Source organism: Aquabacter sp., from assembly GCF_965279295.1.
In the GTDB taxonomy this organism is placed as follows: domain Bacteria; phylum Pseudomonadota; class Alphaproteobacteria; order Rhizobiales; family Xanthobacteraceae; genus Aquabacter.
Genome location: NZ_CBDIHQ010000013.1, coordinates 121,118 through 147,876, shown reverse-complemented (window position 1 = coordinate 147,876; position 26,759 = coordinate 121,118). Strand labels below are relative to the sequence as shown.

30 protein-coding genes and 1 tRNA gene are annotated in these 26,759 nt (G+C 63.7%); 12 read left to right on the top strand and 19 right to left on the bottom strand.

Going from position 1 to position 26,759, the window contains the following annotated elements:
- The first annotated feature begins 187 nt into the window (after nt 1-187).
- The gene (gene cpdR, locus ADADO0_RS07720; protein WP_511304542.1) at nt 188-553 is read left to right on the top strand and encodes a cell cycle two-component system response regulator CpdR; all 366 of its coding nucleotides are present in this window, start codon (nt 188-190) and stop codon (nt 551-553) included.
- Nucleotides 554-625: 72 nt separating this feature from the next.
- On the opposite strand, the gene rpoH is transcribed toward cpdR, so the two are convergent.
- Both rpoH and ADADO0_RS07710 read right to left on the bottom strand, forming a co-directional pair.
- A complete protein-coding gene (gene rpoH, locus ADADO0_RS07715; protein WP_511304541.1) occupies nt 626-1,531 on the bottom strand; it encodes an RNA polymerase sigma factor RpoH in 906 nt (301 codons plus the stop codon).
- A 116-nt stretch (nt 1,532-1,647) separates the two neighbouring features.
- Nucleotides 1,648-2,670, bottom strand: coding sequence for an RluA family pseudouridine synthase (locus tag ADADO0_RS07710; protein WP_511304793.1), 1,023 nt, complete (start codon nt 2,668-2,670; stop codon nt 1,648-1,650).
- A 13-nt stretch (nt 2,671-2,683) separates the two neighbouring features.
- Between ADADO0_RS07710 and ADADO0_RS07705 the strand changes: the two genes are divergently transcribed.
- Nucleotides 2,684-3,028 carry a hypothetical protein gene (locus ADADO0_RS07705; RefSeq protein WP_511304540.1) on the top strand — a complete coding sequence of 115 codons (345 nt, stop codon included), beginning with the start codon at nt 2,684-2,686 and terminating at the stop codon, nt 3,026-3,028.
- 318 nt (nt 3,029-3,346) lie between these two features.
- Here ADADO0_RS07705 and coaA read toward each other — a convergent pair whose 3' ends face one another.
- The 7 genes from coaA to hisB are packed head-to-tail and all read right to left on the bottom strand — an operon-like array spanning nt 3,347 to nt 7,921.
- A complete protein-coding gene (gene coaA / locus ADADO0_RS07700; protein WP_511304539.1) occupies nt 3,347-4,315 on the bottom strand; it encodes a type I pantothenate kinase in 969 nt (322 codons plus the stop codon).
- Nucleotides 4,316-4,338: 23 nt separating this feature from the next.
- Entirely contained in the window at nt 4,339-4,662 is a 324-nt protein-coding gene (locus ADADO0_RS07695) for a phosphoribosyl-ATP diphosphatase (RefSeq protein ID WP_511304538.1), read from the bottom strand.
- A gap of 18 nt (nt 4,663-4,680) precedes the next feature.
- A complete protein-coding gene (hisF, locus tag ADADO0_RS07690) occupies nt 4,681-5,457 on the bottom strand; it encodes an imidazole glycerol phosphate synthase subunit HisF (protein ID WP_511304537.1) in 777 nt (258 codons plus the stop codon).
- A 7-nt stretch (nt 5,458-5,464) separates the two neighbouring features.
- On the bottom strand, nt 5,465-6,205 hold the full coding sequence (gene hisA / locus ADADO0_RS07685) for a 1-(5-phosphoribosyl)-5-[(5-phosphoribosylamino)methylideneamino]imidazole-4-carboxamide isomerase (RefSeq protein ID WP_511304536.1): 741 nt from the start codon (nt 6,203-6,205) through the stop codon (nt 5,465-5,467).
- Nucleotides 6,193-6,840, bottom strand: coding sequence for an imidazole glycerol phosphate synthase subunit HisH (hisH, locus tag ADADO0_RS07680; protein ID WP_511304535.1), 648 nt, complete (start codon nt 6,838-6,840; stop codon nt 6,193-6,195). Before hisH ends, hisA begins: the two co-directional genes overlap by 13 nt.
- On the bottom strand, nt 6,837-7,316 hold the full coding sequence (locus tag ADADO0_RS07675; RefSeq protein ID WP_511304534.1) for a DUF2628 domain-containing protein: 480 nt from the start codon (nt 7,314-7,316) through the stop codon (nt 6,837-6,839). The genes hisH and ADADO0_RS07675 overlap by 4 nt, the downstream gene beginning before the upstream one ends.
- An 11-nt stretch (nt 7,317-7,327) precedes the next feature.
- A complete protein-coding gene (gene hisB / locus ADADO0_RS07670; RefSeq protein WP_511304533.1) occupies nt 7,328-7,921 on the bottom strand; it encodes an imidazoleglycerol-phosphate dehydratase HisB in 594 nt (197 codons plus the stop codon).
- Nucleotides 7,922-8,192: 271 nt separating this feature from the next.
- Here hisB and ADADO0_RS07665 point away from each other — a divergent pair, with 271 nt between their 5' ends.
- The 3 genes from ADADO0_RS07665 (at nt 8,193) to hslU (ending at nt 10,952) form a co-directional block, all read left to right on the top strand.
- Entirely contained in the window at nt 8,193-8,987 is a 795-nt protein-coding gene (locus ADADO0_RS07665; RefSeq protein WP_511304532.1) for an alpha/beta fold hydrolase, read from the top strand.
- A 68-nt stretch (nt 8,988-9,055) separates the two neighbouring features.
- Nucleotides 9,056-9,598, top strand: a complete 543-nt coding sequence (gene hslV / locus ADADO0_RS07660) for an ATP-dependent protease subunit HslV (protein WP_511304531.1) — start codon at nt 9,056-9,058, stop codon at nt 9,596-9,598.
- 46 nt (nt 9,599-9,644) lie between these two features.
- Complete coding sequence (hslU, locus tag ADADO0_RS07655; RefSeq protein ID WP_511304530.1) at nt 9,645-10,952, top strand: ATP-dependent protease ATPase subunit HslU; 1,308 nt, start codon at nt 9,645-9,647, stop codon at nt 10,950-10,952.
- A gap of 61 nt (nt 10,953-11,013) precedes the next feature.
- Here hslU and ADADO0_RS07650 read toward each other — a convergent pair whose 3' ends face one another.
- Nucleotides 11,014-12,729, bottom strand: a complete 1,716-nt coding sequence (locus ADADO0_RS07650; protein ID WP_511304529.1) for a hypothetical protein — start codon at nt 12,727-12,729, stop codon at nt 11,014-11,016.
- A gap of 346 nt (nt 12,730-13,075) precedes the next feature.
- Here ADADO0_RS07650 and aptA point away from each other — a divergent pair, with 346 nt between their 5' ends.
- Complete coding sequence (aptA, locus tag ADADO0_RS07645; RefSeq protein ID WP_511304528.1) at nt 13,076-14,428, top strand: omega-aminotransferase AptA; 1,353 nt, start codon at nt 13,076-13,078, stop codon at nt 14,426-14,428.
- Between the two features lie 119 nt (nt 14,429-14,547).
- Here aptA and ADADO0_RS07640 read toward each other — a convergent pair whose 3' ends face one another.
- Together ADADO0_RS07640 and ADADO0_RS07635 are read right to left on the bottom strand one after the other, a co-directional pair.
- Nucleotides 14,548-14,703 carry a DUF3309 domain-containing protein gene (locus tag ADADO0_RS07640; RefSeq protein ID WP_511304527.1) on the bottom strand — a complete coding sequence of 52 codons (156 nt, stop codon included), beginning with the start codon at nt 14,701-14,703 and terminating at the stop codon, nt 14,548-14,550.
- Between the two features lie 118 nt (nt 14,704-14,821).
- Nucleotides 14,822-16,693 (bottom strand): aminopeptidase P family protein, encoded by a 1,872-nt coding sequence (locus tag ADADO0_RS07635; protein WP_511304526.1) that lies wholly within the window; start codon nt 16,691-16,693, stop codon nt 14,822-14,824.
- 140 nt (nt 16,694-16,833) lie between these two features.
- Here ADADO0_RS07635 and ADADO0_RS07630 point away from each other — a divergent pair.
- Nucleotides 16,834-16,908, top strand: a tRNA-Gly gene (locus ADADO0_RS07630).
- 474 nt (nt 16,909-17,382) lie between these two features.
- Here ADADO0_RS07630 and ADADO0_RS07625 read toward each other — a convergent pair.
- The 4 genes from ADADO0_RS07625 to ADADO0_RS07610 form a co-directional block, all read right to left on the bottom strand.
- A complete protein-coding gene (locus tag ADADO0_RS07625) occupies nt 17,383-17,922 on the bottom strand; it encodes a DoxX family protein (protein ID WP_511304525.1) in 540 nt (179 codons plus the stop codon).
- Nucleotides 17,919-18,689: an HvfC/BufC family peptide modification chaperone gene (locus ADADO0_RS07620; protein ID WP_511304524.1), complete on the bottom strand. Its 771-nt coding sequence runs from the start codon at nt 18,687-18,689 to the stop codon at nt 17,919-17,921. The genes ADADO0_RS07625 and ADADO0_RS07620 overlap by 4 nt, the downstream gene beginning before the upstream one ends.
- Nucleotides 18,686-19,585, bottom strand: coding sequence for an MNIO family bufferin maturase (bufB, locus tag ADADO0_RS07615; protein ID WP_511304523.1), 900 nt, complete (start codon nt 19,583-19,585; stop codon nt 18,686-18,688). The genes ADADO0_RS07620 and bufB overlap by 4 nt, the downstream gene beginning before the upstream one ends.
- Before the next feature lie 76 nt (nt 19,586-19,661).
- Entirely contained in the window at nt 19,662-19,949 is a 288-nt protein-coding gene (locus tag ADADO0_RS07610; RefSeq protein ID WP_511304522.1) for a BufA1 family periplasmic bufferin-type metallophore, read from the bottom strand.
- 187 nt (nt 19,950-20,136) lie between these two features.
- On the opposite strand from ADADO0_RS07610, the gene ADADO0_RS07605 reads away from it, so the two are divergent.
- Nucleotides 20,137-20,673 carry a sigma-70 family RNA polymerase sigma factor gene (locus tag ADADO0_RS07605; RefSeq protein ID WP_511304521.1) on the top strand — a complete coding sequence of 179 codons (537 nt, stop codon included), beginning with the start codon at nt 20,137-20,139 and terminating at the stop codon, nt 20,671-20,673.
- 1 nt (nt 20,674) lies between these two features.
- Nucleotides 20,675-21,313 carry an NrsF family protein gene (locus ADADO0_RS07600; RefSeq protein ID WP_511304520.1) on the top strand — a complete coding sequence of 213 codons (639 nt, stop codon included), beginning with the start codon at nt 20,675-20,677 and terminating at the stop codon, nt 21,311-21,313.
- Between the two features lie 214 nt (nt 21,314-21,527).
- Here the strand turns inward: ADADO0_RS07600 and ADADO0_RS07595 are convergent, their stop codons facing one another.
- Genes ADADO0_RS07595 through ADADO0_RS07585 form a run of 3 tightly spaced genes read right to left on the bottom strand, consistent with a single transcriptional unit; the run spans nt 21,528 to nt 24,059 of the window.
- Nucleotides 21,528-22,460 (bottom strand): NAD(P)-dependent oxidoreductase, encoded by a 933-nt coding sequence (locus ADADO0_RS07595; RefSeq protein ID WP_511304792.1) that lies wholly within the window; start codon nt 22,458-22,460, stop codon nt 21,528-21,530.
- 28 nt (nt 22,461-22,488) lie between these two features.
- The gene (locus ADADO0_RS07590; protein WP_511304519.1) at nt 22,489-23,004 is read right to left on the bottom strand and encodes a flavin reductase; all 516 of its coding nucleotides are present in this window, start codon (nt 23,002-23,004) and stop codon (nt 22,489-22,491) included.
- Nucleotides 23,005-23,006: 2 nt separating this feature from the next.
- Nucleotides 23,007-24,059 (bottom strand): LLM class flavin-dependent oxidoreductase, encoded by a 1,053-nt coding sequence (locus tag ADADO0_RS07585; protein ID WP_511304518.1) that lies wholly within the window; start codon nt 24,057-24,059, stop codon nt 23,007-23,009.
- Between the two features lie 177 nt (nt 24,060-24,236).
- Between ADADO0_RS07585 and ADADO0_RS07580 the strand changes: the two genes are divergently transcribed.
- The 3 genes from ADADO0_RS07580 (at nt 24,237) to ADADO0_RS07570 (ending at nt 26,498) form a co-directional block, all read left to right on the top strand.
- Complete coding sequence (locus ADADO0_RS07580) at nt 24,237-25,166, top strand: LysR family transcriptional regulator (protein ID WP_511304517.1); 930 nt, start codon at nt 24,237-24,239, stop codon at nt 25,164-25,166.
- A gap of 76 nt (nt 25,167-25,242) precedes the next feature.
- Nucleotides 25,243-25,464 carry a hypothetical protein gene (locus ADADO0_RS07575; protein ID WP_511304516.1) on the top strand — a complete coding sequence of 74 codons (222 nt, stop codon included), beginning with the start codon at nt 25,243-25,245 and terminating at the stop codon, nt 25,462-25,464.
- Nucleotides 25,465-25,583: 119 nt separating this feature from the next.
- Nucleotides 25,584-26,498, top strand: a complete 915-nt coding sequence (locus tag ADADO0_RS07570; RefSeq protein WP_511304515.1) for a manganese catalase family protein — start codon at nt 25,584-25,586, stop codon at nt 26,496-26,498.
- The last annotated feature ends 261 nt before the right edge of the window (nt 26,499-26,759 follow it).

Here is a 26,759-nt window from a genome sequence, read left to right as displayed (position 1 = left end):
GATCCTTAAGCGAGGGCGCGAGCCGCCCGCCGACATGATGCGCAAGAGCAGCCCCGCTTGTGAAGGGGCCATCAGGTTCACTTCGAATTTACCCGTTCCGGGGCAATTAGCCTATGGATGCGCCGCCGCAGCGTGAACCTGTGTGTTCGCCGGGCGGGCGGCGCTTTTCGAGATGAGGAATAAGAGCGTGTCGAAAATCCTTTTGGCGGAAGACGACAACGACATGCGCCGGTTCCTGGTGAAGGCCCTGCAGAATGCGGGATACCAGGTGGCCTCCTTCGACAATGGGCGCTCCGCTTATGAGCGCATGCGCGAGGAGCCGTTCGAGTTGCTGCTGACCGACATCGTCATGCCCGAGATGGACGGCATCGAACTCGCCCGGCGCGCCACTGAACTGGACCCGGACCTGAAGGTCATGTTCATCACCGGCTTTGCCGCCGTCGCACTCAATGCCGATATGGAAGCGGCCTGCGAGGCGAAGGTGCTCTCCAAGCCGTTCCACCTGCGCGATCTCGTGCAGGAAGTCGGCAAGATGCTGGCGGTCGCAGCCTGAGCATCGACACAACAAAAAACCGCCCGCTTGCGCGGACGGCTTTCAGCCACAAATGAGAGTGAGGCGTTCGGCTCAGGCCGTGATCGCTTCCACCTCGGGCGCTTCGAGCGCCCGGATGCGATCGACCACCGCCTTCTGAACCTTCTCGAAGGCGCGAACCTCGATCTGGCGCACCCGCTCGCGGGAGACGCCGAACTCGGCCGCCAATTCCTCCAAGGTCACCGGATCGTCCGACAGGCGCCGTGCCTCGAAAATGCGGCGCTCGCGATCGTTGAGCACCGTGAGTGCACCCGCAAGCGCGCTGCGGCGATTGTCCAGTTCCTCGCTTTCGGCAAGGTTGCTTTCCTGGTCGTCGTGGTCGTCAACCAGCCAGTCCTGCCACTCGCCGCCGCCTTCGCCATCATCGCGCAGCGGCGCGTTGAGCGAGGCGTCGCCCGAGAGGCGGCGGTTCATGTCCACCACTTCCTGCTCGGTGACGCCGAGCTTGGTGGCGATGACCTTCACCTGGTCGGGGCGCAGGTCGCCCTCTTCAAGCGCGGAAATCTGGCTCTTGGCCTTGCGCAGGTTGAAGAACAGCTTCTTCTGCGCCGCCGTGGTGCCCATCTTCACGAGGCTCCATGACCGCAGGATATACTCTTGTATCGAGGCGCGGATCCACCACATGGCGTAGGTGGCGAGGCGGAAGCCCTTGTCGGGCTCGAACCGCTTCACCGCCTGCATCAGGCCGACATTGCCTTCGGAAATCACTTCGGAAATGGGCAGTCCATAGCCGCGATATCCCATGGCGATCTTGGCCACGAGACGCAGATGGCTGGTCACGAGACGGTGCGCGGCATCCCTATCGCCCTGCTCGCGCCAGTTTTTGGCGAGCATGAACTCTTCCTGCGGCTCCAGCATGGGGAAGCGCCGAATCTCTTCGAGATAACGGCTCAGTCCGCCTTCCGCGGAGGGAATCGGCATGCGACTAGATTGGGCCATCCTCGGCCTCCTTGCCTCGCGGCCCCGCATCCGGCAGCCGCATCCGCGGCCGCGATACGCCAGCCGCAACCGTGCATCTTATAGCGTGCAACGGGTTTGCGATAGATTCGATCCCCTCACGTCGACGCGAGTGCGGTGCGCAATTCACTGAGCGCCTGCGGCAAGGGGCTTTCAAAGCTCATGATCTTGCCGGTGGTGGGGTGGGCGAACCCCAGCCGGGCGGCGTGAAGCGCCTGTCGGCCGAGGCTGCCGAGCGCCGCGCGGGCGCCCTCCGGCAGGCGTGAAAGCTTGGTGCGAAAACCCATCCCATAGACCTCGTCGCCCATCAGGGGATGGCCGATATGGGCCATGTGGACGCGAATCTGATGGGTGCGTCCGGTCTCAAGCTGGCATTCCACCAGCGAGGCGAGCGGGGCGCCGGCGATGTCGGGGAAGGTTTCCTTCAGCCGCCAATGGGTGATGGCCTGCCGCCCGCTCTGGCGCACCGCCATTTTGATGCGGCTCGACGGGTGCCGGTCAATCGGCGCATCCACCGAGCCGCGCGCCTCCGGCACGCCCCAGATGAAGGCGAGATAGGCGCGGTCCAATTCCCCGGTGCGGCCGTGGTCGGCAAACTGCTTGGCAAGCATCTTGTGGGCGCGGTCGGTCTTGGCGACCACCAGCAGGCCGGACGTGTCCTTGTCCAGCCGATGGACGATGCCGGGGCGCTTCACGCCGCCGATGCCCGACAGGCTGTCCCCGCAATGGTGCAGCAAGGCATTCACCAGCGTCCCGCTCCAGTGGCCGGGCGCGGGATGGACGACGAGGCCGGCCGGCTTGTCGATGACGATCAACTGGTCGTCCTCGAACGCGATGTTGAGCGGGATGTCTTCGGCAACCGGTTCTGCAGGGGCGGCCGCCGGCACGCGCAGGGTCAATACGTCCCCGGCATTGACCCGCTCGGCCGTGTCTCCTACCACTCTCGCGCCGTTCTCGACCCGCCCTTCAGTCACTAGGCGCTGGATGCGGGTGCGGCTCAGGGGCGCGAGGCGGGCGGCGAGCAGCCGATCGATGCGCTCCCCAGTCTCCTCGGTGCCGACGGCGATGGTATGGACTTCGTCCGTGCTGACGGCGAGGTCGAGGACCTCGTCTTCATCCATGTCAGGTTGCGCCATGTTCTTCAGTCCGTCCGACCCCGACACTCAGGAGCCCCTCTCGCCGGAGCAGGAGCGGGTGCTCCGCAGGGCCCGGCGCATTTCCTCGGTTTCCATATTGGTCATGGTGCTGGGTGTCGCCTCTGTCCTGAGCGTCATCGGTTATCGTCTGCTGCGCAACAAATCGGTATCGCCGGGCGAGATGATGGCCACCCTGCCGAAAGGCACCCAGATCGTCTCGACCGCGATCTCCGGCGACCTGCTCGTGCTTACCCTTAACACGGGCGGCGCTGTGGAAGTGCGAACCTTCCACCTCGATACGCTCGCCCCGGCCGGCCGTCTGCGGTTCGTCATCGAGCCGTAAGGCGGCGTTAGGCCCCCTCCCGCTCGCAGGGGCTCTGCGAAACGAGTGGCTGGGGTTGGTGGTGCATCTCAAGAGACCGCGCAATGCTCCCTCTCCCCGAGGGGGAGAGGGTCGGGGTGAGGGGGGCAACCCTCTCCCATCCTCAGATGTCGGAGCCCCCTCACCCGGCTGCTCCGCAGCCGACCTCTCCCCCTCGGGGAGAGGTGACAGCCCAGCCTCTGCACTTAACGACCCGCAGGAATTTGCAAAATCTCTTTGGCAAGGCTCTCGCCTGCGGCATAGGGGATAAAGCGGCGGTCCGGTAAGGAGAGCCACCTCTTAGAGCTTCCGCAGGCTGACTTCCGCCACCTCATGGTCCCCCGCCTTGCGCAGGATCAGGTCGGCGCGCTGCCGCGTCGGCAGCACGTTTTCCTGGAGGTTGGGCAGGTTGATGCTGTTCCAGATCGACAAAGCCGTGTCCCGCGCCTGGGTCTCGGTCAGCTCGGAATAGCGGTGGAAGTAGGAGAGCGGGTCGCGGAAGGCGGTTTCCCGCAGGCGCATGAACCGCTCAACATACCAGCGCACCAGCACATCCTCGTCGGCATCGATATAGACCGAAAAGTCGAAGAAGTCCGAGACGAAGGGAATTCCGGTCCCGTCGCGCGGCAGGCGGCCGGTCTGGAGTACGTTCAGCCCCTCGACGATGAGAATATCCGGCCGGTCCACCTCGATGGTCTGGTCGGGCATCACGTCATAGAAGAAATGGCTGTAGAGCGGCGCGCGCACCGGCCGGCGGCCGGCCTTGATATCGGTCAGGAAGCGCAGCAGCAGGGGAAGGTCGTAGCTTTCCGGAAAGCCCTTCTTCTCCATCAGCCCCTCGCGCTGAAGCACGGCATTGGGCAGGAGAAAACCGTCGGTGGTCACGAGATCCACCTTCGGGGTGTTGGGCCAGCGCGCCAGCAGCGCCTGAAGCACACGGGCCGTGGTCGACTTGCCCGCCGCCACCGACCCGGCGACGCCGATGATATAGGGCATCTTGCCATCGCCATTGGCGTGGCCGGCATGCTCCAGGAAGTGGCTCATGGCGCGAAACAGCTTCTGCGTCGCCCCGACATACAGCGACAGCAGGCGCGAGAGAGGAAGGTAGATTTCCTCTACCTCCTTCAGCGACAGCCGGTCATTGAGGCCCTGCAGGCGGACGATCTCGCCGGTGCGCAGCGGCATGGGCGTGTCCTGTCGCAGCACGGCCCACTCTTCGCGCGCGAAGGTGCGGTAGGGCGACAGGCCATGGTCGACGCGCTGGTCCATTGTGGTCTTCCCCGGCATCCCGCTCAGCCCCGCGACGCCTTTTCCTGGAGTCCGGACTGTCGCGTGCGACGCGCCAGCTCGGCATGAACCTCGTCGAGGGTGACACCGCGCGCATGCAGCAGAACGGCGAGATGATACAGCAGGTCAGAAGCCTCCGCGACCAGCTCGGCCTGATCGCCCGAGAGCGCCGCGATCACCGTCTCGACGCTCTCCTCACCCAGCTTCTGGGCGCATTTGGCGACGCCCTTGTCCAGCAGCGAGCGGGTATAGGACGCGCCCGCCTCCGCCCCGGCGCGCGCGGCGACGATGCGTTCGAGGTCGAGAAGCGTGACGCGGTCTTCTGACATGCCTGTCTCTTTCGCCGCTCAGGTATCGAGCCGCACCGGCAGGCCCGCCTCCGCGAGGCGCTCCTTTGCCTGGCGCACCGTGAAAGTGCCGAAATGGAAAATCGAGGCCGCGAGCACCGCCGAGGCGCCACCCTCCCGGATGCCGTCCACCAGATGATCGAGACTGCCGACGCCGCCCGAGGCGATCACCGGCACATGCACCGCATCTGAAACCGCGCGGGTCAGCTCAGTGTCGAAGCCGATGCCAGTTCCGTCGCGATCCATCGAGGTCAGGAGGATTTCACCGGCGCCGAGGTCGACCACTTCGCGGGCATATTGGATGGCATCGATCCCCGTGGACTTGCGTCCACCATGCGTGAAGATCTCCCAACGTCGGGTACCGTCATGCGTGTAGATCTGCTTGGCGTCGATAGCGACTACGATGCACTGCTCGCCGAATTTCTCCGCCGCCTCGCCCACGAACGCGCGGCGGTTCACGGCGGCGGTGTTGATCGCAACCTTGTCCGCTCCAGCCTGAAGCAGGGTCCGGACATCCTCCACCGTGCGCACGCCACCCCCCACCGTGAGCGGCATGAAGCATTGTTCGGCGGTGCGCCGGACCACGTCGAGAATGGTGCCCCGATCCTCATGGCTGGCGGTGATGTCGAGGAAGGTCAGCTCGTCCGCACCGGCGGCATCATAGGCGCGCGCGGCCTCCACCGGGTCGCCGGCGTCGCGCAGATCGACGAACTGGACGCCCTTGACGACACGGCCATCCTTGACGTCAAGGCAGGGAATAACGCGGACTTTCAGCATCTTAGCGTCAGCCCCTCCCGGCCACCAGCGCCAAAGCGGCGCGGGGATCGAGGCGGCCGTCATAGAGCGCGCGACCAGTAATGGCGCCGGCTAACTTCTTCGCGCGCGGCTCGATGAGGGCTTCCACGTCCGCCAGCGAGGCAAGGCCGCCGGATGCGATCACCGGGATGCTCACGGCATCCGCCAGCGCGATGGTGGCCTCCAGGTTCAGCCCCTTCAGCAGGCCGTCGCGGGCGATGTCGGTGTAGATGAGGGCAGTGACGCCAGCATCCTCGAAGCGCCTGGCAATGTCTATCGCCGGAAGATTCGACGTCTCCGCCCACCCCTCCACCGCCACATTCCCATCCCGCGCATCCAGTCCCACCGCCACCCGTTCCGGAAACGCCCGGGCGGCATCTTTGACCAGTTGCGGGTCGCGAACCGCTGCGGTTCCTAGAATTACGCGGGTCACGCCCTTCTCCAGCCACGCCTCGATGGTGGCGATGTCGCGGATGCCGCCGCCAAGCTGCACCGGCACCGAAACGGTCTCGAGGATGCGATCCACCGCCGCCGCATTGATCGGGCGGCCGGCAAACGCGCCGTCGAGGTCCACGAGATGGAGGTAGCGAAAGCCCAGGCTCTCGAACTCCCCCGCTTGTGCGGCGGGGTCGCGATTGAACACGGTCGCCCGCGCCATGTCGCCCTGTTCCAGGCGCACGGCGAGGCCGTCTTTAAGGTCGATGGCAGGAAACAGGATCACGGGTGCCACTTCAGGAAATTGGCGAGAAGGGCGAGCCCCAGCTTCTGACTCTTCTCGGGATGAAATTGAGTTCCAGCCACATTGTCCCGCGCAACAACCGCCGTGACGGTGCCACCGTAATCGGTGGTGGCGACCAGATCGGCCGGGTCGGCGAGACGCATGTGGTAGGAGTGAACGAAATAGGCGTGCAGCCCCTTTTCCCCTGTGGGAATGCCGTCAAGCAAGAGATGCGGCCGCGCCAAATTGAGCGTGTTCCAGCCCATGTGCGGGATCTTAAGGCCGGGATCGGACGGCTCGATCCGGTCCACCTCTCCCTTGACCCAGCCAAGGCCAGGGCTTTCGCCATGCTCCAGCCCCTTCTCCGCCAGCAATTGCAGGCCGACGCAGATACCGAGGAATGGCCGGCCCTTGCCGTGAACCACTTCGTCCAGTGCTTCGACCATGCCTTCAACGGCGTCCAGCCCACGCCTGCAATCGGCGAAGGCGCCGACGCCGGGCAGCACCACGCGATCGGCACCGCGCACCACATCCGGGTCGCTGGTCACGATGATCTTGGTATCGTCTACGTCCGCTGCCGCGCGTTCCAGCGCCTTGGCTGCAGAGTGGAGATTGCCGGAGCCGTAATCGACGATGGCGAGGATCATGACGCGCGCGGCTCCGGGAAGGAACCGATCACCGGACCCGGCGCGGTATAGGACGGGCGCCGATGAGGCGTCTCCGGCGCAATCCATTCGGCAGCCGGCTCATAGCCGGCAAAGAACCGCCGCTCCGCGTCGTCGCGGTTGTTTGCAACCACGGCGCCCGCCTCGAAAAATCCGACGCGACGAAGCTTCCAGGCGCGCAGGGCCGGCAGTTCCAGGCCCACCACCGCATGCAGGCCGCCGACCATCGCCACTTTCAGGATTTCCGGCAGGCCCACGCGCCATTCCGCGAGGGCGATCACCGCAAGCACGAGCAGATAGGACACAAACGCAAGCCAAAGCCGGAAGCGTAAGAGTGCCAATGGCGCGAACAGGAAGGCAGCGAACGAGAATTTTTCACGCAAAAACACGGCGCGTTCGGCGCGACGCGCCTCGCTCTCGCCCGACGGGTTCTTGATGAGCACGTTCCAGATGGCCATGCCGGCCTCCTTCAGACGCCGAGGGCGCCCTTGGTGGAGGGAATTTCCCCCGCCGCAGCGGGATCGATGGCCACCGCAGCGCGCAGTGCGCGGGCGAGGCCCTTGAAGCAGCTCTCCGCAATATGGTGACTGTTCTCGCCGTAGAGCGTCTCCACATGCAGCGTCACGCCGGCGTTCGAGGTAAACGCCTGGAAGAACTCGCGCACCAGTTCAGTATCGAATTCGCCGATTTTTGCCGTGGGAAAGCTGGTGCGGAACACCAGGAACGGACGACCGGAAATGTCCAGCGCGACGCGGGTCAGTGTCTCGTCCATCGGCAGGTGGACATCGGCATAGCGGGTGACGCCGCGCATCTCCCCGAGCGCCCGCCGCACCGCCTGGCCGAGCACGATGCCGACGTCTTCCACCGTGTGGTGAAAATCAATATGCAGATCACCCTTCGCCTCCACGTCGAGGTCGAAACGGGCATGACGCGCGAGAAGGTCGAGCATGTGGTCGAAGAAGCCGACGCCGGTGGACACGGTGCCGCCACCCGTTCCGTCGAGATTGACGGCGAGGCGCACCTTCGTTTCCTTGGTCTCGCGAACGATTTCCGCCTTACGCATTTCACCCTCCAGGGCCGCGCGTGCGGCCCGGACATGACACCTGGGAGCGCAAGCGCAGCCGGATACCGGTCGCGCGGTCGCGCGCGGCCACGCTCCAAGGCGGTGGCCTTCTAGCAGTTCGTGTGCTGCAACGCCATATGGCGATTGCATGACGGCAGCGCGCCAACCTTGTCTCCCGGCGTGAACTTCAAACCGGCATGCGGAGGGTAATGCGCCTGCCGATGCCCCTCGCGTGCTTTAATGTATTCTCTGCTAACGGCTTAGGTGCCCGATGGACCTGTTCGCTTCCCATGACGGCATTCGGCTTGCGTACGATCTGAAAGGTCAGGGCCATCCGCTGCTGATCATCGGCGGGCTTGCAGCGGATCGCACCTTCTGGGGCTTGAGCCGCCCACTGCTCACCGGCTGCACCACGCTGTGCTTCGACAATCGCGACATGGCAGCGAGCGGGCGGGCGCTGGCGCCCTATTCTGTTGCCGGCATGGCCGGAGATGCGCTGGCGGTGATGGATGCAGCCGGTATCGAGCGGGTGCATGTGCTCGGCCATTCCATGGGCGGGGCCATCGCGCAGGAATTAGCGCTGCTGGCGCCGCACCGTGTGGATCACCTCATCCTCGCCAATACGCTCGCCCGACAGGACGGCTACACCATCGCGTTGCTCGCTCTGCTCAAGCGGCTGCGGCTGGAGATTGCGGACCCCGTCACTTTCGTGTCGACCCTCGCGACGTTCACGCTGGGTCGGACGACGCTGGCCGGCGTCCCGCTGGAGACCATCGCCCGGCAGGCGCTGGCCATCAGCCCGCTCCAGGAAATCCCAGCCTTCGAGCGGCAGGCGGACGCGTGTGCCGACGTGGACACACTCGACCGCATCGGCGTGATCCGCGCGCCCACTCTGGTGCTCTACACTAAGGACGACCGGTTTTTCGCGCCGCCCTTCGCCCACGAGATTGCGGCGGCCATTCCGGGCGCGCGGCTGCATGAAATACCACATGCCGGCCATTGCCCCATGGTCGAGACGCCGGATGTCTTTGCCAAGGCGGTGTGCGATTTCCTTCCTCGCGCATGACAAGCTTGACGACAAACATTGCGCGGCGCCGGGAAGAACTTAAGTAAGGCACCGTCATGGAGCCTCGTATGCATTCCCCCGATACCATTTACGGCACCACAATCGTCACAGTGCGCAAGGGCAACCGCGTCGCCATCGCCGGCGACGGGCAGGTCACGCTCGGCCAGACGGTGCTGAAGTCCAATGCCCGCAAGGTGCGGCGCTTGGGCAAAGGTGACGTCATCGGGGGTTTTGCCGGCGCCACCGCCGATGCCTTCACCTTGTTTGAGCGCCTTGAAGCGAAGCTGGAGCAGTATCCCGGCCAGCTTCAGCGTGCCGCCGTGGAACTCGCCAAGGATTGGCGCACCGACCGTTATCTTCGTCGCCTCGAAGCGATGATGATCGTTGCCGACGCGAATGTTTCCCTGGTTCTGACCGGCACCGGCGACGTGCTGGAGCCTGAAGTGGGCGTCGCAGGTATCGGCTCGGGCGGAATGTTCGCGCTGGCGGCCGCCCGCGCCCTGCTCGACCGGGAAGAAGATCCGGAGGTGATCGTGCGCCGATCGCTGGAGATCGCCGCGGACATCTGTGTCTATACAAACCGCAACATCGTCGTCGAGACGGTCGGCTGAGCCGACCCTTTCCCCTCAGAAGACCTGAGAAGAGATTTCCCGCGCTATGAGCGATTTTTCCCCCCGTGAGATCGTGTCCGAACTGGACCGCCACATCGTCGGCCAGTCGAAGGCCAAGCGCGCCGTTGCCATTGCGCTGCGCAACCGCTGGCGCCGCCAGCAGTTGGAGGGGCAGATGCGCGAGGAAGTTCTGCCCAAGAACATCCTGATGATCGGCCCCACCGGCGTCGGCAAGACGGAAATTTCGCGCCGCCTCGCGCGCCTCGCCGGCGCGCCGTTTCTGAAGGTGGAGGCGACGAAGTTCACCGAGGTCGGCTATGTCGGCCGCGATGTCGAGCAGATCGTGCGTGATCTCGTCGAAGTCGGCATCGGCCTGGTGCGGGATGTGAAGCGCAAGGAAGTGCAGGCACGGGCCCATCTCGCCGCCGAGGAGCGCGTGCTCGACGCACTGGTCGGGCAGGGGTCTTCCGCCGCCACCCGCGAGAGCTTCCGCAAGCGACTGCGCGCCGGGGAGATGGACGACAAGGAAGTCGAGATCGAGGTGCAAGCCGGGGCGCAGGGCATGCCCATGTTCGAAATCCCCGGCATGCCGGGCGCTCAGATGGGCGCGGTCTCGTTGGGCGACATGCTGGGCAAGGCGTTCGGCGGGCGTACGAAGGCCCGCCGCGTGCTGGTCAAGGACGCGCATCCGCTGCTGGTCACGGAAGAGGCCGACAAGCTGATCGACCAGGATGCCATCACGCTTGAAGCCATCTATGCGGTTGAGAACAACGGCATCGTGTTTCTGGATGAGATCGACAAGATCGCCGGCCGGGAGGGCCGGAGCGGCGCCGATGTCTCGCGCGAGGGCGTGCAGCGTGATCTGTTGCCGCTGATCGAAGGGACCACGGTCTCCACCAAGCACGGGCCGGTGAAGACCGACCATATTCTGTTCATCGCCTCCGGCGCCTTCCACGTCTCCAAGCCTTCGGACCTGCTGCCGGAACTCCAGGGCCGCTTGCCGATCCGCGTGGAACTGGAGGCGCTGACGCGCTCCGATTTCGTGCGCATCCTAACCGAAACCGAAGCCAGCCTCGTGAAGCAGTCCATTGCCCTCATGGCCACGGAAGGGGTTACGCTCGAGGTGACGAGCGACGCGGTCGAGGCGATCGCCGATGTGGCGGTGGAGGTGAATGGCTCGGTGGAGAATATCGGGGCCCGCCGCCTCCAAACCGTGATCGAGCGGGTACTGGACGACCTGTCCTTCTCCGCCACCGACCGTGCCGGCGAAACCGTGACCATCGACGCCGCCTATGTGCGCGACCGGGTGGGGGACCTCGCCAAGAACGCCGACCTGAGCCGATACATCCTTTAGGACCATTCGACTTGTCTCCCTTTCGCCCGGAGGGGCGAGGGGGAGCGAAGCTATTGGTGTTTCAGCCTTTGGAGGCGAGGGGCGCGCGCAGGTCGCGGGCCAGACCTGCCGCTTCCAGTTCGCCCAGCACGCGGATCGCACTTTCGTTCCAGGGCAGCATGCGGCGTACCACGCGCTGGACCCCGGCAAGGCCGCCCGGCGTGTCGTGAACCAGGGCCGCGACGACGCGGCGCTCATCGTCAGGTCGGCCAAGAACATTCAGCGCCAGCGCCAGCGCGATGCGGGTCTCTGTGGTGGGGCGCACCTCAAGCGGCGGCAGCGCGTTGCCGGCGGCGACCTGGTCCGCGCGCAGGAAAGCGGCGACCGCGAGATAGATGTTCTGGAGCTGGGTCTGCGCCGCACCGTGCTCGCGCGCATACGAGAGAAGTGCCTCCCCCTGATCCGCCTTACCAAGGCCGATCATGATGCTTCCGGCTGCGGCCGCCACATCATAATCCAGAGGGTTCAAGGCCACGGCGCGCTCGGCGGCAGCCAGCGCCGCTTCACGCTCGCCACGGAAGAAATCCACGTTTGCGAGAATCTTGGCGGCAAAGGCGCTGGTCGGCGAGAGATCGGCGCCGAGTTCCGCCTCGTGCTGCATCTGCTTGAGCACGGCGAGGTCTGGATCGCGGTCGATGGCAGCGCGCGCCTCGTCCAGAAGCATCATTGCCTTGACCGAATGAACGATGCCGAACCCGTTGTCCCGCGCCACCAGCCGGTCGAGGCAAGCCCGCGCCGCGGAAGCGGATGCGGTCTCATCGCCGCGCTGCACGGCGAAGGCCTGGGAGATGCAGCCGAAACCTGATTCGGGCGCTTCCGCCCGAGCCTGGGCGCGGGAGCGGGTTGGGAGCGCGGAATAGAATTCCATGAGGGAGGAGGCGACGTCGCGAACCACCCGCTGCTCGGTGGCAGAGCGCTCCGGCCCGCGCTTCAGGCCTTCCAGCTCTTTGGACCAGATGATGTTGCCGCCACAGCGGTCGGACACCCGCAGCAGAAGGGAGAATGTTCCGTCCGCGTGACCTTCGGCGAGGCCGCCGAGGGAGAATATCGAGCGCGGCGGCGCGCCCCGGCATTCCCGCTGCGAAGCTTCGGGGCCGGCCGCCATGACGTCCACGAAGTCAAACCGCGAGAACGCGTCGCGCAGGCGCACTTCAAGTGTGTGAATTTCATCCTGCCCCGGCGCTGAGGCTCCGGCGAGTTCAAACGGGCGCACCTCAAGGATGGGCATGCCCATCCGGTCAGCCAGCTCGGCAGCGGTGGTGGGACGCCCCCCGAGGGTCACCGTGACCGTGTTCGGCCCGTTCTCAACCCCGATCTCGAAGCCTGCGAGCCCGAGCCAGGCCAGGAGACCGCCGACGAGGAGCGCAAGGCCGGCAACCGCCGCCCAGGCACCGGACCGGCGCGCCGGTGGGTGCGGGAGAGGCACCACGGCCGGTGGGAGCGCCGCCGGAGGCGTTTCGACCGCTGTGCCGCGGGCGCGGAAGCTTGGCACATAGCTGCCCTTGGGCACGACGATTTCGAGCGTCTCGTCAGAACTGGCAGTGCTGTAATAGCGTTCGAGGGCACGGCGCAGCCGCGTTGCCTCTACCCGTACGATCGGGTCACTCTGTGGGTCGAAGGAGAATGGCCGGCCCAAGGCCTCGACCGCAATGGTGTAGCCCTTGATCTCCTCGGCGCGGCCCGAAAGCGTGGCTTCGACGATGAAGCGCAGGAAGTCCGCCAAACGGGGAGAGGACACAAATTCCTCTGCCGCCAATACCCGACCCAAAGCCGCGCGCACGTCCGCTTCTGCCGCGACCGCCGGCTTTGCTGGCGGCAGGGTTTCAACGTTTGGGCTTGCGGGTTCCAGGGAAAGGATCGTCACGGGTCTCGTCGGTGGCTTGGAGTAAAGGCGCCCAGGTGGAGGTATCAGCGCGAATTGACCTTAAGTCAGATCCTGTTTTCGGCCACATGGGCCTCTCGCGCAAGAGGTGCTGATGTTCAACGGCTGTTTCCTCCCGACGTGTGCGCTGATAACCTTCCGAGGAGAGCGGCGAATGTGAGGCCGCGCAGGATCGCCCCGATAAGGCGACGAGGAGAAGAACATGGCTTTGGATGAGGTGTTGGACCGGACGGCGGCTGACTTGGTCCCGAATGACCTGGAAGCCTTCTGGATGCCCTTCACGTCGAACCGCTCCTTCAAGAAGCGGCCCCGTTTGGTGTCTCGCGCCAAGGATATGCACTATTTTACGCCGGAAGGCCGGGCCATTCTCGATGGCACCGCCGGCCTCTGGTGCACCAACACCGGGCATAATCGTGCGCCGGTGGTGGAGGCGATCCGCACCGCCGCGACCGAACTGGATTTCGCCCCGACGTTCCAATACGGCCATCCGTCCGCCTTCACGCTGGCAAGCCGCATCGCGGAGCTGGCGCCGGGCGATCTGGACCATGTGTTTTTCTGCAATTCCGGGTCGGAAGCGGTGGATACGGCGCTGAAAATCGCGCTCGCCTATCACAATGTGACCGGGCAGGGGTCCCGTACGCGCCTCATCGGGCGTGAGCGCGGTTATCACGGCGTCGGTTTCGGCGGCATCAGCGTGGGCGGCATCGTCCCCAATCGCAAGGCGTTCGGCACCTTGCTGGCGGGCGTGGACCATCTTCCTGCCACCTATGACCGCAGCAAGCAGGCCTTCACCAAGGGCGAGCCGGAATACGGCGCGCACTTCGCGGACGAACTTGAGCGTCTCGTCGGCCTGCATGACGCCTCCACCATCGCAGCGGTGATCGTCGAGCCGATGGCCGGCTCCACGGGCGTGATCCCGTGTCCCAAGGGCTATCTGCAGCGCTTGCGCGACATCTGCGACAAGCACGGCATCCTGCTGATTTTCGACGAGGTCATCACCGGCTACGGCCGCCTCGGCTACGCCTTCGCCGCCGAACGCTATGGTGTCATTCCCGACATGATCACCTTCGCCAAGGGCGTCACCTCGGGCTCTGTGCCCATGGGCGGTGTGCTGGTGCGTGGCGCAATCCACGATGCCTTCATGCGTGGACCCGAGCATGTGATCGAACTCTTCCACGGCTATACCTATTCGGCGCATCCGCTGGCCTGCGCGGCGGGCCTCGCGACGCTGGATCTCTATGCCAAGGAAGACCTGTTCGCCCGAGCGAAGGCACTGGAGCCCATCTGGGCTGACGCTGTGATGTCGCTTCGGGAAAAGCCGGGTGTGCTGGATATCCGCACTGTCGGCATCACGGTGGGCATCGATCTGGCATCCACCGACGGGAAACCCGGCTTGCGCGGTTACGCAGCCCTGGAGAATGCTTTCCACGAGCAGGGCATCATGATCCGCGCCACCGGGGATACGCTCGCCATGAGCCCCCCGCTGATCATCTCGGAAGATCAGATCGGTGAACTGATCGAGAAGGTCGGTCGGGTCATAACCGCGACCGCGTGACCGCGACGGAAAAATCGACGGCCCGCCCCAGCAATGGGGCGGGCCGTTACGTATGTGCCGGCGTCGGCCGACACACTTTCCTGATTCCGGATGAGTCGGAAGGTGTGCGGTTCTTCTGGCTAGACGCGGCCAGTGAGCGCCAGCACGATCACAACGATCAGCAGCACGCCGAGTATGCCACCCGGTCCGTAGCCCCAACTGCGGCTATAGCCCCAGTTCGGCAACGCACCCACCAAAAGAAGAACAAGCACGACTACGAGAATGGTCGACAACATGGTTCAAGTCCTCCCGATTTGTGTCGGTCAAGGTAACGTTGAGCCACAGCAAAGGTTCCTTCATTGGAACACAGTCTTCGCGATTCGTGCTTCCGCAGCGTAACTATTGACCGATTGCTCAAACCAGCGGTGCGGTGGCCGATATCAGCCAATCCCGCACCGGCGGCTCCACGCGCGGGCCGATGATTGCCGCGACATCCTGATGGTAGCGGTCGATCCAGTCCCGCTCCTCCGACGTGAGCAAAGCGGTGTCTATGAGCCTTTGCTCATAGGGCGCGAGGGTCAGCGTGGCGAAGCCCAGCGAGGGGCGGTCGCCACCCGGCGCGCGCGGCTCCACCAAAACGAGATTTTCGATCCGGATGCCATAGGAGCCGGTTTTGTAATAGCCCGGCTCGTTGGAGAGGATCATTCCGGCCTTCAGCGCCACATGGCCGAGCTTCGAGATCCGGGCCGGCCCTTCATGCACCGAGAGGCCGGCGCCGACGCCATGGCCGGTTCCGTGCTCGAAATCCAACCCGCGCGCCCAGAGAAACTGACGCGCGAACGGATCGATCTGCGCGCCACTCGTGCCTTCCGGAAAGACGGCGCGGGACACCGCGATATGGCCCTTGAGGACCAAAGTGTAATGTTCCCGCATCTCCTGCGTCGGCGTCCCCACAACGAGGGTCCGCGTCACGTCGGTGGTGCCCTCGTCATACTGGGCGCCGGAATCCAACAGGAACAGTTCATTTGTTCCGAGCGCGCGATTGGAGTCCCGGTTCACCCGATAGTGGACGATGGCGCCATTGGGACCCGAACCGGAAATGGTCGGAAACGAGACGTCGTTCAGCCCGCCGCATTCGCGCCGGAAGGTTTCCAGCGCCTCCACCATATCGATTTCGCTGAGGCCGCCCGGCGCCGTCGTCGCGAACCAATGGAGGAAGCGCGCCAGCGCAACCCCGTCGCGCATATGGGCGAGGCGCATCCCTGCGATTTCGGCGGGATTCTTGACGGCCTTGAGAAGGGCGATGGGATCCGCGCCCTTCGACACCGTGCCTCCGGCGCGCTCGATGACGAAGGCAAGATGCACCGGCGCCGTGGCCTGATCGAGGCGGACTGTGCGGCCGGGGGAGAGACGGGTCAGCGTCTCCTCAAGCGCGCTGGAGGACGCGATGTCGGCAATGTCGAGAAGCACCGCGCGCACGGAATGAGAGGCTTGGGAGGCTCCCAGCAACAAAGTGGGGCGTCCTTCCGCCGGAACGATGGCCCAGGCGAGGGGGATCGGGGTGTGGGCGACATCCGACCCGCGTATGTTGAACAGCCATGCAACTGCATGGGCATCTGAAATCAGCGCAAAATCCACCTTCTCTTTGCGCAGCGCCGCCCCGACCCGCAGCAGCTTCGCTGCTGTCGCTTCGCCGGCAAGCGCGGGATCCAGCAGACGCACCGGCTCGGCGGGCGCCGGGGGGCGGTCGGTCCACACGGCGGCAAGGGGGTCTTCGTCCAGTGCCACCAGTATGCCGCCGATCGCTGCCACGGCTCCCGCAAGCTTCTCTCGCCCATCGAGGGTGGTCCGCCAGGGATCGAAGGCGAGGGTCGCACCCTTCGGAAGGTGAGCTTCGATCCATCGTTCCGGCGTCGTTTCCGCCAGCGGAACGATGGTGAAAGCCTCCGTGTCCACTTGGGCGGGCGCCTGCAGCGTGTAGCGCCCATCCACGAAGAGGGCTGCATGGCTCTCAAGCACCACGCACAGGCCGGCAGAGCCGGTGAAGCCGGTAAGCCAGGCGAGGCGTTCCTCGCCGGGGGCGACATATTCGTTCTGGTGCGCATCCGCGCGCGGGATCACATAGCCCTGCACGCCGCGTGCGCCCAATTCCGCCCGCAGTGCCGCGAGCCGGGCGGGACCCGTGCTCCCGGCGGCGCTGGTCTCGAAGCTCTGGAACACCGAGCTGAAACGGGGCTGGGCGGGCGGCGGCGCAACCACGCTGCCAGGAAGGGAGTGCTCATGCATAAGCCCAACCTTAAAGCGCCGCCCCTTCGGTTGGAAGCGGCGGTACGCCTTCAACACCACGGGGCGGTTGCAATCCCCCGTGGACGGCGCCAGATGGCACTTGCTGTGAGCGCCTGCCCTTGGCTATTGTTCGCGCCGTCGCGGGCGTAGTTCAGTGGTAGAACGACAGCTTCCCAAGCTGTATGTCGCGGGTTCGATTCCCGCCGCCCGCTCCAGTTCATCCTTAAAATCAATGGCTTGGGCTTCGGTGTCCGAAAAAGGACTCCAAGATCGCGGCGTCTCACGCGTGGGCAGGCGTGTCGTTGCATCTCACGAAAATGTAGGCATTTCGCTATTCGCTGATTTGAGATGCCTACAAATGCAACTGACCGATATCGCTGTTCTCAATGCCAAGCCACGGGAACAAGCGAACGCGTGTTTTCCTCGGTCCGCTCTAACAAGAAGATGCTCAGCGAGAACGCCTTTAACAGTTCCACAGGCGAATGGGTTTCGCGCAGGAGCAGATGACGTGACATGGGTTTCGCGCCTCTGCCAGTTCGATTTTGAACCAGCGGAGCTACTCAGTGGATGTGATCGAGACCGCCCTTGCGGACGTCGAGCCAAATGTTGTTCGGCGCGCACATAACCGTTCAACCTATTGGCCCGATGGAGCCGAGAAGGTTCACCTCTCACGCTCGGATGCACTTTCCTTAAGTAGATTTGGCTGGATTCATCTCTTCCGTTGAGGGCGCCGTGTCCCATCTGCGAAAGAGCGTGTCCACCCCGAGCGTGCCGCCGCCGAAAACCACCAGGGCAAACGACATCGCCGCCCAAGGCAGATGAAAATTCGCCCAACCTTCGGGGATGGTGATCTGGATGACCATGGTCATGATCAGCAGGCCCAGCGCCGCAAAGCGTGTGGCGAAGCCGAGAGCCAGAAGGATCGGCAGCAGGATTTCGCCGACCCCGGCCACCGCCGCCATAACCAAAGGGAAGGGATAGGGAAATTCGGCGCCGAAAAGATGGAGCCGGAATTCCTCCTCGAACAGAAAGCGCGCGCCAGAGGAAAGGGTGAGGAAACCCTCCCATTTGGTCAGGCCCGACATGAAGAACGGAACCGCCAGAGCGACACGCAAAACCAGCAGCGGCAGCGCCTTCGGGATTGAGGCCAGCAGATCATCCGCCCGCCCGATGACACGCGGGATCGGAGAAATCCTGCGGTGCGGAATGTGAATGGTTTCAGTGTTCATGGGGCGTCCCCTTCAAGAATGTCCACAAAGGCGCCGAGCGCGAGGAGGCCGACGAGCGCCGCGCCGAAGTCGAAGGCAGCCTGCCGGGCAAGCGCGATTTCGGCGGCCGCGCCAAGGGTCGCCCCCGCCAACACCTCGTGTGCGAAGACGCCGTCCTGAAATGGCAGCATGTGGAGCATCACGGTCATGTCCGGCCGCACCACAAGTACTGTCTCGGGCCGCCATTCGCTCACCGCCGCTACGTCGGCCTCCTGATGTGCCGCCCAGATCGACCCAACCGGATAAGGCGAATGGACGAGAGCCGCAGACGGATGGGCAGCGAGCCGCACGGTGGGCAGAACCTCCGGCGGAAGGGCCGCGAGCCGGGCAAGCCCGAGAAATGGCGCGTCCGCCGCGTGATAGGCGCAGGTCCATGCCGCCTCCAACCGTGCGACATCCGCCAGATACGGCACCTCGCACGCGGGCGGGAAAGCCGCGATGAAGTCAGGAAAATCGTCGCCATACGCGATGATCAGCGGCGAGGCCGGCTTGTTGTCCTGCACATAGGCGCGCGCCATTCCCGCGAAGAACTGGGTGCCCACTAGCCGCTCCGCGACGGGAAAGCGCTGGGCCAGCGCCTTGGTCAGCCCGACGTGGACATTGTTGCGATAGACCGCGAAGCGGGCGGCATCGGCCGTCCCGCGTGCTGTGGTAATGCCGGCCGGCAGCGCGCGTTCGGCATGGAGCAGCGCCTGTGCGAAATCCTCCTGGCTGGACGAGAAACTCATGGCTTACGCCGCCCGTATCTGGAGGTTCCGCCGCGCCGCCGCGCCGCCTCGCGGGCGATCTGCGCATCGGCCCGCACGGCCTCGGCGTGAAGCGTGGCAAAGTCCGGCACGTCATTGTCCCACTCGATCAGCGTGGGCACCGGCCCGGTGCGTCCCAGGGTGTAGGCGTACAAAGCCATGACATCGGTTTTCACCGGCGAACCGTGGGCGTCGATCAGCAGCCGGTCGCCGACCCCGTCGGTGGTCTCGTCATAACCGGCGAGGTGGATTTCGCCGACATGCTCGACCGGGAAGCGATCGATATAGGCGTGAGGCTCCAGCCGGTGATTGACGCAGGACACCATCACATTGTTGACGTCCAGCAACAGCCCGCAGCCGGTGCGCGCGGCAATCGCTTCCAGGAAGTCGATCTCATCGATGGTGCTGTCTTCGAACAGCACATAGGTGGAGGGGTTTTCTAGCAGCAGCCTTTGCCCGATGGCCTGCTGCGCCGCGTCGACATGGTCGATGACCCGCGCCAGCGTCTCGTGCGTGTAGGGCAGCGGGAGCAGATCGTTCAGGAAGCCGCTGTCATGCGTCGACCACGCGAGGTGTTCGGAAAAGCTCCGCGGTCGGTAGCGCTCAACCAGTGCGCGCAGTCGCGACAGGTGCGCCGTGTCGAGCGGGCGCGCCGCGCCGATCGACAGGCCGACGCCATGAAGGGAGAGCGGATAGAGCCCCGCGACGGCTTCCAGATAGCGATGCGGCGGCCCGCCGGCGCCCATGTAGTTTTCGGCGTGAACCTCGAAGAAACCGACATCGGGCCGCTGGTCCAGCACATAGCCGTAATGCTCGGGCTTGAGGCCGAGGCCGGCGCGAGCCGGCAGGCGTTCTGGCGTGGCAACAGCGGCGATCATTTGCGAACTCCCGGCCGATATGAGGTGGAACGTTGAGCGGGAAGGGGGACCCGCGACGCGGACCCCCCGTGCCGGATCAGGCCTTGATCGGGGTGAGCGAGCCCATATTCATGCCGCCCTTCATGGAGACGCAGGTGCCCTTGGGAACCGCTTTCCAGGCATTGCCCTGGTAATCCGAGGTCGAGGTTCCGGCGCAGGTGGTGCCGGCACCCGCCGCGCAGTCATTCTGGCCCTTCAGGGCGACGCCGTAGCACTTCTCGTTGCCGACCATCTTTTCCGGCGCGAGCGGGGCGGCGAAAGCGGCGCCTGCGAGCGCGGTGGCAAGCGAGCCGGCGAGCGCGAAAGCAAGGGTTGTGCGGGTCATGGGTCGTCTCCAGTTGATATCAGCCGCAGGCCGTCATCGGCTCTACGGAGGGTCATTCGATGCGAGACGAGGGCGTGTTACATGGCTGTTCGACACGAAGTTGTGATGAGATCAGTCATCCGCTTGGACAATATTTTCGCGCCCTCGTAACAAGGGGGCGCGAACGCGCGAATGGGAGATACCCGCGTTGAACGGCAAGACCGAAAACGAACTTGCCGATTTGCTGCGGGCCGCGATTGCGGGCGATCAGCGCGCCTACGCCCTGTTTCTCGACCGGGTCTCGGGTTTTATTCGGTCCTATGTCCGCCGGAGAATTTCGCATGGCGGGGTCGACCCTGAGGATGTGGTGCAGGAGACGCTGCTGGCAATTCACCTGAAGCGCCACACATGGATGTCCGATTCGGCGGTCTTGCCCTGGGTCTACGCCATCGCGCGGTTCAAGCTGATCGACGCCTTCCGGCGGCGCGGCCGGCGGGTGGAGATCGATGTCGACGATATTGCGGAGACCTATGCGCAGCCGGAGGCCGAGACGGCAAGCGATCGTGATATCGGCCACGCGCTCGATGCGCTGGCGCCGGGACAGCGCTCCGTGGTTGCCGCCATTTCGGTCGAAGGCTGTTCGATCGAGGAGGCGGCGCTGAAACTGGGCATGAACGAAGGGGCGGTGCGGGTCGCCTTACATCGTGGACTGGCCGCGATCGCGCGGCGCTTTGGACGGGACTGAGATGAAGACTGACGATCTCATCAGGGTGATGGCGGCGGATACCGGGCGCAGGCCCATGCCGTTGGCCACCGCGTGGCGGCTCGCTGGCGGGTTGGCCGTCGTGCTCGCCGGCGCAGTGTTCTTTGTCACGCTCGGCCCACGCCCGGATGCCCTCGCCTCGTTGGAAACGGCACGTTTCATATTCAAGTTCGTGGTGACCTTGGCGCTCGCGGCCAGCGCTTTCGGCCTTCTGTGCGCCCTGGCGCGTCCCGGCGGGAATGTCCGCGCGTTGCTGCCATGGCTGCTGACGGCACCGCTGCTTCTGATCGCTGCCGTGGGACTTGAGCTTTTCGCGGTTCCGCCGGCAGACTGGGCTGCGCGCCTCATGGGCGTCAACAGCATGCTATGCCTGACATTCATTCCCCTCATGGGCATCGCGCCGCTGGTGGTCTTTCTATTGACCCTGCGCCATGGTGCGCCCACACGGCCACTCCTGGCCGGGGCGGTGGGCGGGTTGCTGGCCGGCGCATTGGCGGCCGCCTTTTATGCCGCACACTGCCCGGACGATTCCCCCCTCTTCGTCGCCACCTGGTACAGCATCGCGATATTGGGCCTCGCCGCGACAGGTGCCGTTCTCGCCCCCCGCATCGTGCGCTGGTAGATGATGATCGTCCACCTGCTTTGATTTCATTCGCCAATGTCACAAGCCGCATTGGATTGACATTAATCGCCAGTGCGACCTCCGCCCTATGTCTAGCGGGCCGGGCCTCGCGTTCGGCAGACGATTGCTGATAAGTTTCAAGCTGGAGACGCCTATGCGCCCGCGCTCACGACTCAAATCGCGTCGTCATGCTCGCCCTTCTTGAATCCCAGCTTCAGCTTGATGCTTTCGGCGATCGCGTGATCCCCGCCATTCGCTCGATGACCCGGGCCGTCGAGGCCTTGTCGAGATCGCCTTGCCCGGCGGCAAGAGCCGCGGCGTAGAGCGGGCGCGCGGCGTCAAACATCGGAAGCGGCGCGCCGACGTCGTGCGCGAGGGCGCCGATGGCTGCGATGTCCTTGTGCCAGACCGCAATCTTCATGGTCGGCGGGTCGTAGCGGTCCGCTGCAACCATTGGCGCAAGGAACTCGAACACCTTGGTTGTCACGCCGGCATTGATCACATCGATGATCATCTGCGGGTCGAGACCGGCCTGCATGCCGAAAACCATCGTCTCGCCGGCAGCCGCGTTATAGATCGAGATCATGTGGTTGTTGACGAGCTTCATGCGCGTGCCATTGCCGTAAGCGCCGAGGTCGAAGGTCTTCTTGCCAATGGCGTCAAACACCGGTCGGGCGAAGGACTGCGCCGCTGTATTGCCGCTCGCATAGATCACAAGCTCGGCGCGCTCGGCATGGGGCCCGGTGCCGAGCAGCGGGCAATCCAGCGCCATGTGGCCGCCCGCCGCAAGAGCATCGCGGAAGGCCAATTTATCCGAAAGCGGCAACGTGCTCGTCTCGATGACGATCCGCGGTGAAGACGCATGCTCAAGAATGATGGATGCCGTTTCCCGCACGGCTGCGAGCGAGGCCAGGCTCGTCAACACCAGATCGGCCTGCGTTACGACCTCCGCCGCCGACGAAGCCGTGTCAATACCAGCGGCTTGCACGCGGGCGACGGCGGATGCCGCCGGATCATATCCGACGACCTTGAAGCCGCAGCGCACAAGGTTGACCGACATGGCGCTGCCCATGATGCCGAGACCGATGACACCGACATTCATTGTTATGTTCCTTTGCGGGCTGAACGCATTCTCAAACGCGGAGATATGACCTAATGGTTAGCGCCCGCTTTACTCAAACGCCTTGCCGAACGGCCTGAGTGGCGTTTCCGACCCGATGATAGTTCCGGCCAAAGTAAATGAGGCCTTCCCTCTCCCCATCAATTTGGACGGCTTCGACTTCAGCGAAGAAGATCGTGTGGGTTCCCTTCTCGATGACGTCGGTGATTCGGCAGTCGAAGGAAACGGCCGTACCCTTCAGAATTGGCGCTCCGGTTGCGAGGGCGTGCCATACGCCGGTCTTGAATCGCTCTTCGTACGCACAGCCCGTAACACCGGTGAAGATGTTCGAGACGTTGCGTTGGTTGGAGCCGAGCGTGTTCACCGCCAACACGCCGTTGAGCTTCATGATCTGGTTGTTGCGACTCGATCGATTGATGCAAACGGCGAGCGTGGGCGGATCGTCAGTGACGCTGACCACGGCGCTTGCCGTCATTCCCGATCGGCCGGCCGGGCCGTCTGTCGTGATGATGTTCACGGCGGCACCAAGTTGGGCCATCCCGTCGCGGTATTCCTGGCGGAGAACAGTCATCTTTACTCTCCCCGGACCCCAGCGAACTCGGCGGGACCTAGCTCTTTGAGCGGATCGCGCCCGAATTCTGGCATGATCTCGGTGGCGAACCGATGCAGCGTGTGTCGGGAGCCGCCAAGGATGGTGACAATGAGGTACTCGACTCCCGCCTCACGCAGCGCCGCAACCTTGTCGCGGATTTCCTCGATGGTTCCGATCAGCGTGCTCTCGGTCGAGGGCAGCCCGCCCCTGTCAGCATAAGACAGGATGTGCGAGCCTTTCGCCTGGTTCGGCGCGCGTGACTGATCGATCGTGCGCCGACGAGCCCCATTCAGCCTTTCGAGCGCGGCCTGCTTATCCTGCTCGTCCTTGGCGATGTACAGGTCGCGCGCCACAGCGACCTCGCGGGGATTGTAGGCGCGCCCCAGCTCCTTGATCGTATTCTTGAATATGTCGATGCGCTGGCCGATGAGCTTGGCATCGGCGAACTGGTCCAGGAGCAGGTTGAACCCGCGCCCGGCGACCTTGCGAATGGACGGTTCGCTGCCCGCGCCCATCCACATCGCCGGCCGCGCCGGGATATTCGGCTCGACAATGACGTCGTTGAACGTCCAGAACCGACCGTGATGCGAGAAGCGCGCCTTGGCGCCCCATGCCTTGAGCATGACATCCAGGGCTTCGTCGAAACGCGCCTCGGAGTCTTCGATCGGAATATTGAAGCCGTTGAACTCGGTGTGGCGATAGCCCTTGCCGACACCCAAATCCAGGCGGCCGCCAGACAGCAGTTCGAGCGTGGCGACCTGCTCGGAAAGCAACACCGGATTGTGCCACGGCAGCACCATGGTGGCCGTGCCGACGCGCAGAGACGTCGTGCGTGCGGCGAGCCAGGTCAGCAGGTTCAGCGTGGATGACACCTGGCCCCAGCCGGTGAAATGATGCTCCACCAGAAATGTGCTGTAGTAGCCGAGCCGCTCCGCTTCGACATTGAAATCGATAAAGTCGTGAAATCCCTGCCCGATCCCGGCTCCAAGATTGGCGCTGTCTGACTGGGCGCTCCCGAACAAGCCAAAACGCATTGTTGCCTCCTCTTGCAGGCGACCGGCATGGAGTCCAGGCGCCTTCTTCGTCTTGCTTGGAGCTGATTGTACGGATCGCGACCCTTCTTGGAAGTCGATAAATCTGGCAACGACCCTTGCAGATTTGACGTTAATCGCCATGCTGCCGGGTGGCGCTGAACGAGAAGGAGAGATTTCGTGGATCGGACGGACACGATGGCCCTTTTCGTGGCAGCAATCGATACGGGGAGCCTTTCGGGTGCTGCGCGAAAGACCGGCGTTTCGTTGTCCTCAGTCAGCCGGCACCTGTCGGCGCTCGAAGAGCGCGTGGGAACAAAGCTTCTGCTTCGAACCACGCGAGCGCTGGCGCTCACGGAGGCCGGCCAGCGCTACTATGATAAGTCGAAGCGCATCCTGACCGAGATCGACGAGATGGAGGCCGAACTGCTGACGGACGCGGAAACGCCGGTCGGCCGTCTTCACGTTTCCGGACACACGCTTTTTGGCCGGTTCTTCATGCTGCCGCTGCTCGCCAAGTTTGCCGTGATGTACCCGAAAATCACCCTGGACGTGATCCTGGCTGATCGACAGCTCAACTTTATCGATGAAGGTATCGATGTCGCGGTCCGTATCGGCCCGATGGTCGATTCGAGCCTCATCATTCGTAAGCTCGGAGCGCTGAGATGGATCGTTTGCGCTGCACCGGTTTATCTTGAGCAACGCGGCACGCCGCGTTCGCTCGCCAATTTGTCCGATCACGACTGCCTCATCTACACCGAGCACGCCATCAGTTCGGAATGGCAATTGCTCGACGGAGACAAACCCACGCAAGTCCAGGTGCCGGTGCGGATGCGTTCAAACACCGTCGATGGCGTTGTCGCCGCCGCAGTAGAGGGGGCCGGGCTCGTCTACACACCGGCTTGGTCGGTTATGAGGTTGATCGAGGCAGGGAAATTAAAGGTGGTCCTATCTGACCACCAATTGCCTCCGCTTCCGATCAACGCCGTCTTCACCCATAATCGGCTGCTGTCACGAAAAGTGCGTGCCCTCGTGGACTATCTTGCCGAGGAGTTCGCACGCACCGATTTCGATAGCGCACCACCCTTACATTCTTCGCGGCTCGGGTAACCCTTACGACGACTGTCACCGTCCAAGGGGCAGTGGTCTGTTGCTCGGATTAGCCCAGAGTGCGCGGAGCCCGACGATGTTCCGCGCACTCTTCCCGATTATGGTGGAGGACCTGACCCGAGGCGCCGGACGGTTCAATGTCGAGCACGGTGCCCTCGCAAACTTCCAGGGCAGCGTTGCCTCGTTGCTCGATGCGTCCGGCACCGTAATCGCCGCCATCAACCTCTTCATCAATATTTACTGTACACCGTTAGCTGAGGCGGTTTGTCCAGCTAGGACACTGGCTGTTAAATTTTAAAGCTGATTGATAAAGGATAAAAAATCAATTTAATTGATTAATATGCGGTTTAGCTCAAGTTGTAACTAATTTTACTTCCCGCTGTTCTGTGGTGTCATTACGACGGCGGAGATTAATCTATGTTTATGCGCGTTGATAAATTGCAAGCTGAACTACCTATTCCAGCCGCCCCCAATCCAAATGCTGGATCTGCGCTTCAAGAACTTTTGGGGGGAAAGTACGGGGAGATGTCGACGCTCGGGAACTATATGTTTCAGAGCTTCAACTTTCGCAATAAGACCAAGCTTAAACCGTTTTACAGCTTGGTCGCGGCCATCACGGCGGAGGAGCTTGGGCATGTGGAATTGGTCAGCAACGGCGTCGCGCTTTTGAGCAATGGTCCGGGCGATCCGACCGAAGACGTCGACATCGGAGACGCTCCCTTCGCCGATATGCAGGATATCCGGCTCGCCGCTTCGTTCTTCTCAAATGGGGGCGGCGCCATGCCCATGAACAGCAACGGCACGTCCTGGAATATGGACTTCGTTACGACGACCGGAAATGTCATTTTCGATCTTCTCCATAATTTTCACCTGGAGTGCGGCGCGCGGCTTCACAAATTGCGCGTTTACGAGACCATGACCGAGCCAACCGGCCGAGAGGTGTGCGGCTATCTTCTCGTTCGTGGCAGCGTCCATGCACATGCCTATGCACTGGCGCTTAAGAAGCTGACGGGTGTCGAAATCGAGAAGATGCTTCCCGTGCCGAATATCAATCTCGATCGTATTCCGGAGTCGCAGAAGTATCTTGCTGAGGGCTCTCACCGCCGACTGTATAGCTTCAGCGAGTCCGATTATCGCGACATGGCTTTGATTTGGGGTAAGGGCGAGAAGGCTCTACCCGGTGACCCTCCGGGGGACTTGCAAGTGGTAGAGGGAATGCCCGATGGCGGGAAAATCCCCGACCTTGAAGGCACCCCTTCCGCTTTTGCCCCCAACTATGCTCCCGAAGAAATGTATGAGATAGCCGCCAAACTTTACAAAAAGAGCCGCTAACCCCCGCGGGCTCAACAACGAGCAATAAAGATCGCCCTCGCTTCCCACCTGGTGAGCGAGGGCGATCGCACTAGGCGTGGCCCATAAATTTGCGGATGTGATCGCGGCGTGATTCAAGCTCTCCGGGCCCATAGCGCGCCCCTCTCCGATGGCACAACGATACACCAGCACGCTGTGAGGCTAAACAATTAGGGCGCTAAGTGGGCCGGCATGGGCGCGGTTAAAGTATTCGGCTTCGTCTATTGCGGCTTCGACGTGGGG

Bases quoted from the DNA above. Each gene is read 5' to 3' on its own strand.
- rpoH (WP_511304541.1), bottom strand. From the start codon at position 1,531: ATGGCCCAATCTAGTCGCATGCCGATTCCCTCCGCGGAAGGCGGACTG.
- ADADO0_RS07710 (WP_511304793.1), bottom strand. From the start codon at position 2,670: ATGGATGAAGACGAGGTCCTCGACCTCGCCGTCAGCACGGACGAAGTC.
- ADADO0_RS07705 (WP_511304540.1), top strand. From the start codon at position 2,684: ATGTTCTTCAGTCCGTCCGACCCCGACACTCAGGAGCCCCTCTCGCCG.
- coaA (WP_511304539.1), bottom strand. From the start codon at position 4,315: ATGGACCAGCGCGTCGACCATGGCCTGTCGCCCTACCGCACCTTCGCG.
- ADADO0_RS07695 (WP_511304538.1), bottom strand. From the start codon at position 4,662: ATGTCAGAAGACCGCGTCACGCTTCTCGACCTCGAACGCATCGTCGCC.
- hisF (WP_511304537.1), bottom strand. From the start codon at position 5,457: ATGCTGAAAGTCCGCGTTATTCCCTGCCTTGACGTCAAGGATGGCCGT.
- hisH (WP_511304535.1), bottom strand. From the start codon at position 6,840: ATGATCCTCGCCATCGTCGATTACGGCTCCGGCAATCTCCACTCTGCA.
- ADADO0_RS07675 (WP_511304534.1), bottom strand. From the start codon at position 7,316: ATGGCCATCTGGAACGTGCTCATCAAGAACCCGTCGGGCGAGAGCGAG.
- hisB (WP_511304533.1), bottom strand. From the start codon at position 7,921: ATGCGTAAGGCGGAAATCGTTCGCGAGACCAAGGAAACGAAGGTGCGC.
- ADADO0_RS07665 (WP_511304532.1), top strand. From the start codon at position 8,193: ATGGACCTGTTCGCTTCCCATGACGGCATTCGGCTTGCGTACGATCTG.
- hslV (WP_511304531.1), top strand. From the start codon at position 9,056: ATGCATTCCCCCGATACCATTTACGGCACCACAATCGTCACAGTGCGC.
- hslU (WP_511304530.1), top strand. From the start codon at position 9,645: ATGAGCGATTTTTCCCCCCGTGAGATCGTGTCCGAACTGGACCGCCAC.
- aptA (WP_511304528.1), top strand. From the start codon at position 13,076: ATGGCTTTGGATGAGGTGTTGGACCGGACGGCGGCTGACTTGGTCCCG.
- ADADO0_RS07640 (WP_511304527.1), bottom strand. From the start codon at position 14,703: ATGTTGTCGACCATTCTCGTAGTCGTGCTTGTTCTTCTTTTGGTGGGT.
- ADADO0_RS07635 (WP_511304526.1), bottom strand. From the start codon at position 16,693: ATGCATGAGCACTCCCTTCCTGGCAGCGTGGTTGCGCCGCCGCCCGCC.
- ADADO0_RS07625 (WP_511304525.1), bottom strand. From the start codon at position 17,922: ATGAACACTGAAACCATTCACATTCCGCACCGCAGGATTTCTCCGATC.
- ADADO0_RS07620 (WP_511304524.1), bottom strand. From the start codon at position 18,689: ATGAGTTTCTCGTCCAGCCAGGAGGATTTCGCACAGGCGCTGCTCCAT.
- bufB (WP_511304523.1), bottom strand. From the start codon at position 19,585: ATGATCGCCGCTGTTGCCACGCCAGAACGCCTGCCGGCTCGCGCCGGC.
- ADADO0_RS07610 (WP_511304522.1), bottom strand. From the start codon at position 19,949: ATGACCCGCACAACCCTTGCTTTCGCGCTCGCCGGCTCGCTTGCCACC.
- ADADO0_RS07600 (WP_511304520.1), top strand. From the start codon at position 20,675: ATGAAGACTGACGATCTCATCAGGGTGATGGCGGCGGATACCGGGCGC.
- ADADO0_RS07590 (WP_511304519.1), bottom strand. From the start codon at position 23,004: ATGACTGTTCTCCGCCAGGAATACCGCGACGGGATGGCCCAACTTGGT.
- ADADO0_RS07585 (WP_511304518.1), bottom strand. From the start codon at position 24,059: ATGCGTTTTGGCTTGTTCGGGAGCGCCCAGTCAGACAGCGCCAATCTT.
- ADADO0_RS07575 (WP_511304516.1), top strand. From the start codon at position 25,243: ATGTTCCGCGCACTCTTCCCGATTATGGTGGAGGACCTGACCCGAGGC.
- ADADO0_RS07570 (WP_511304515.1), top strand. From the start codon at position 25,584: ATGTTTATGCGCGTTGATAAATTGCAAGCTGAACTACCTATTCCAGCC.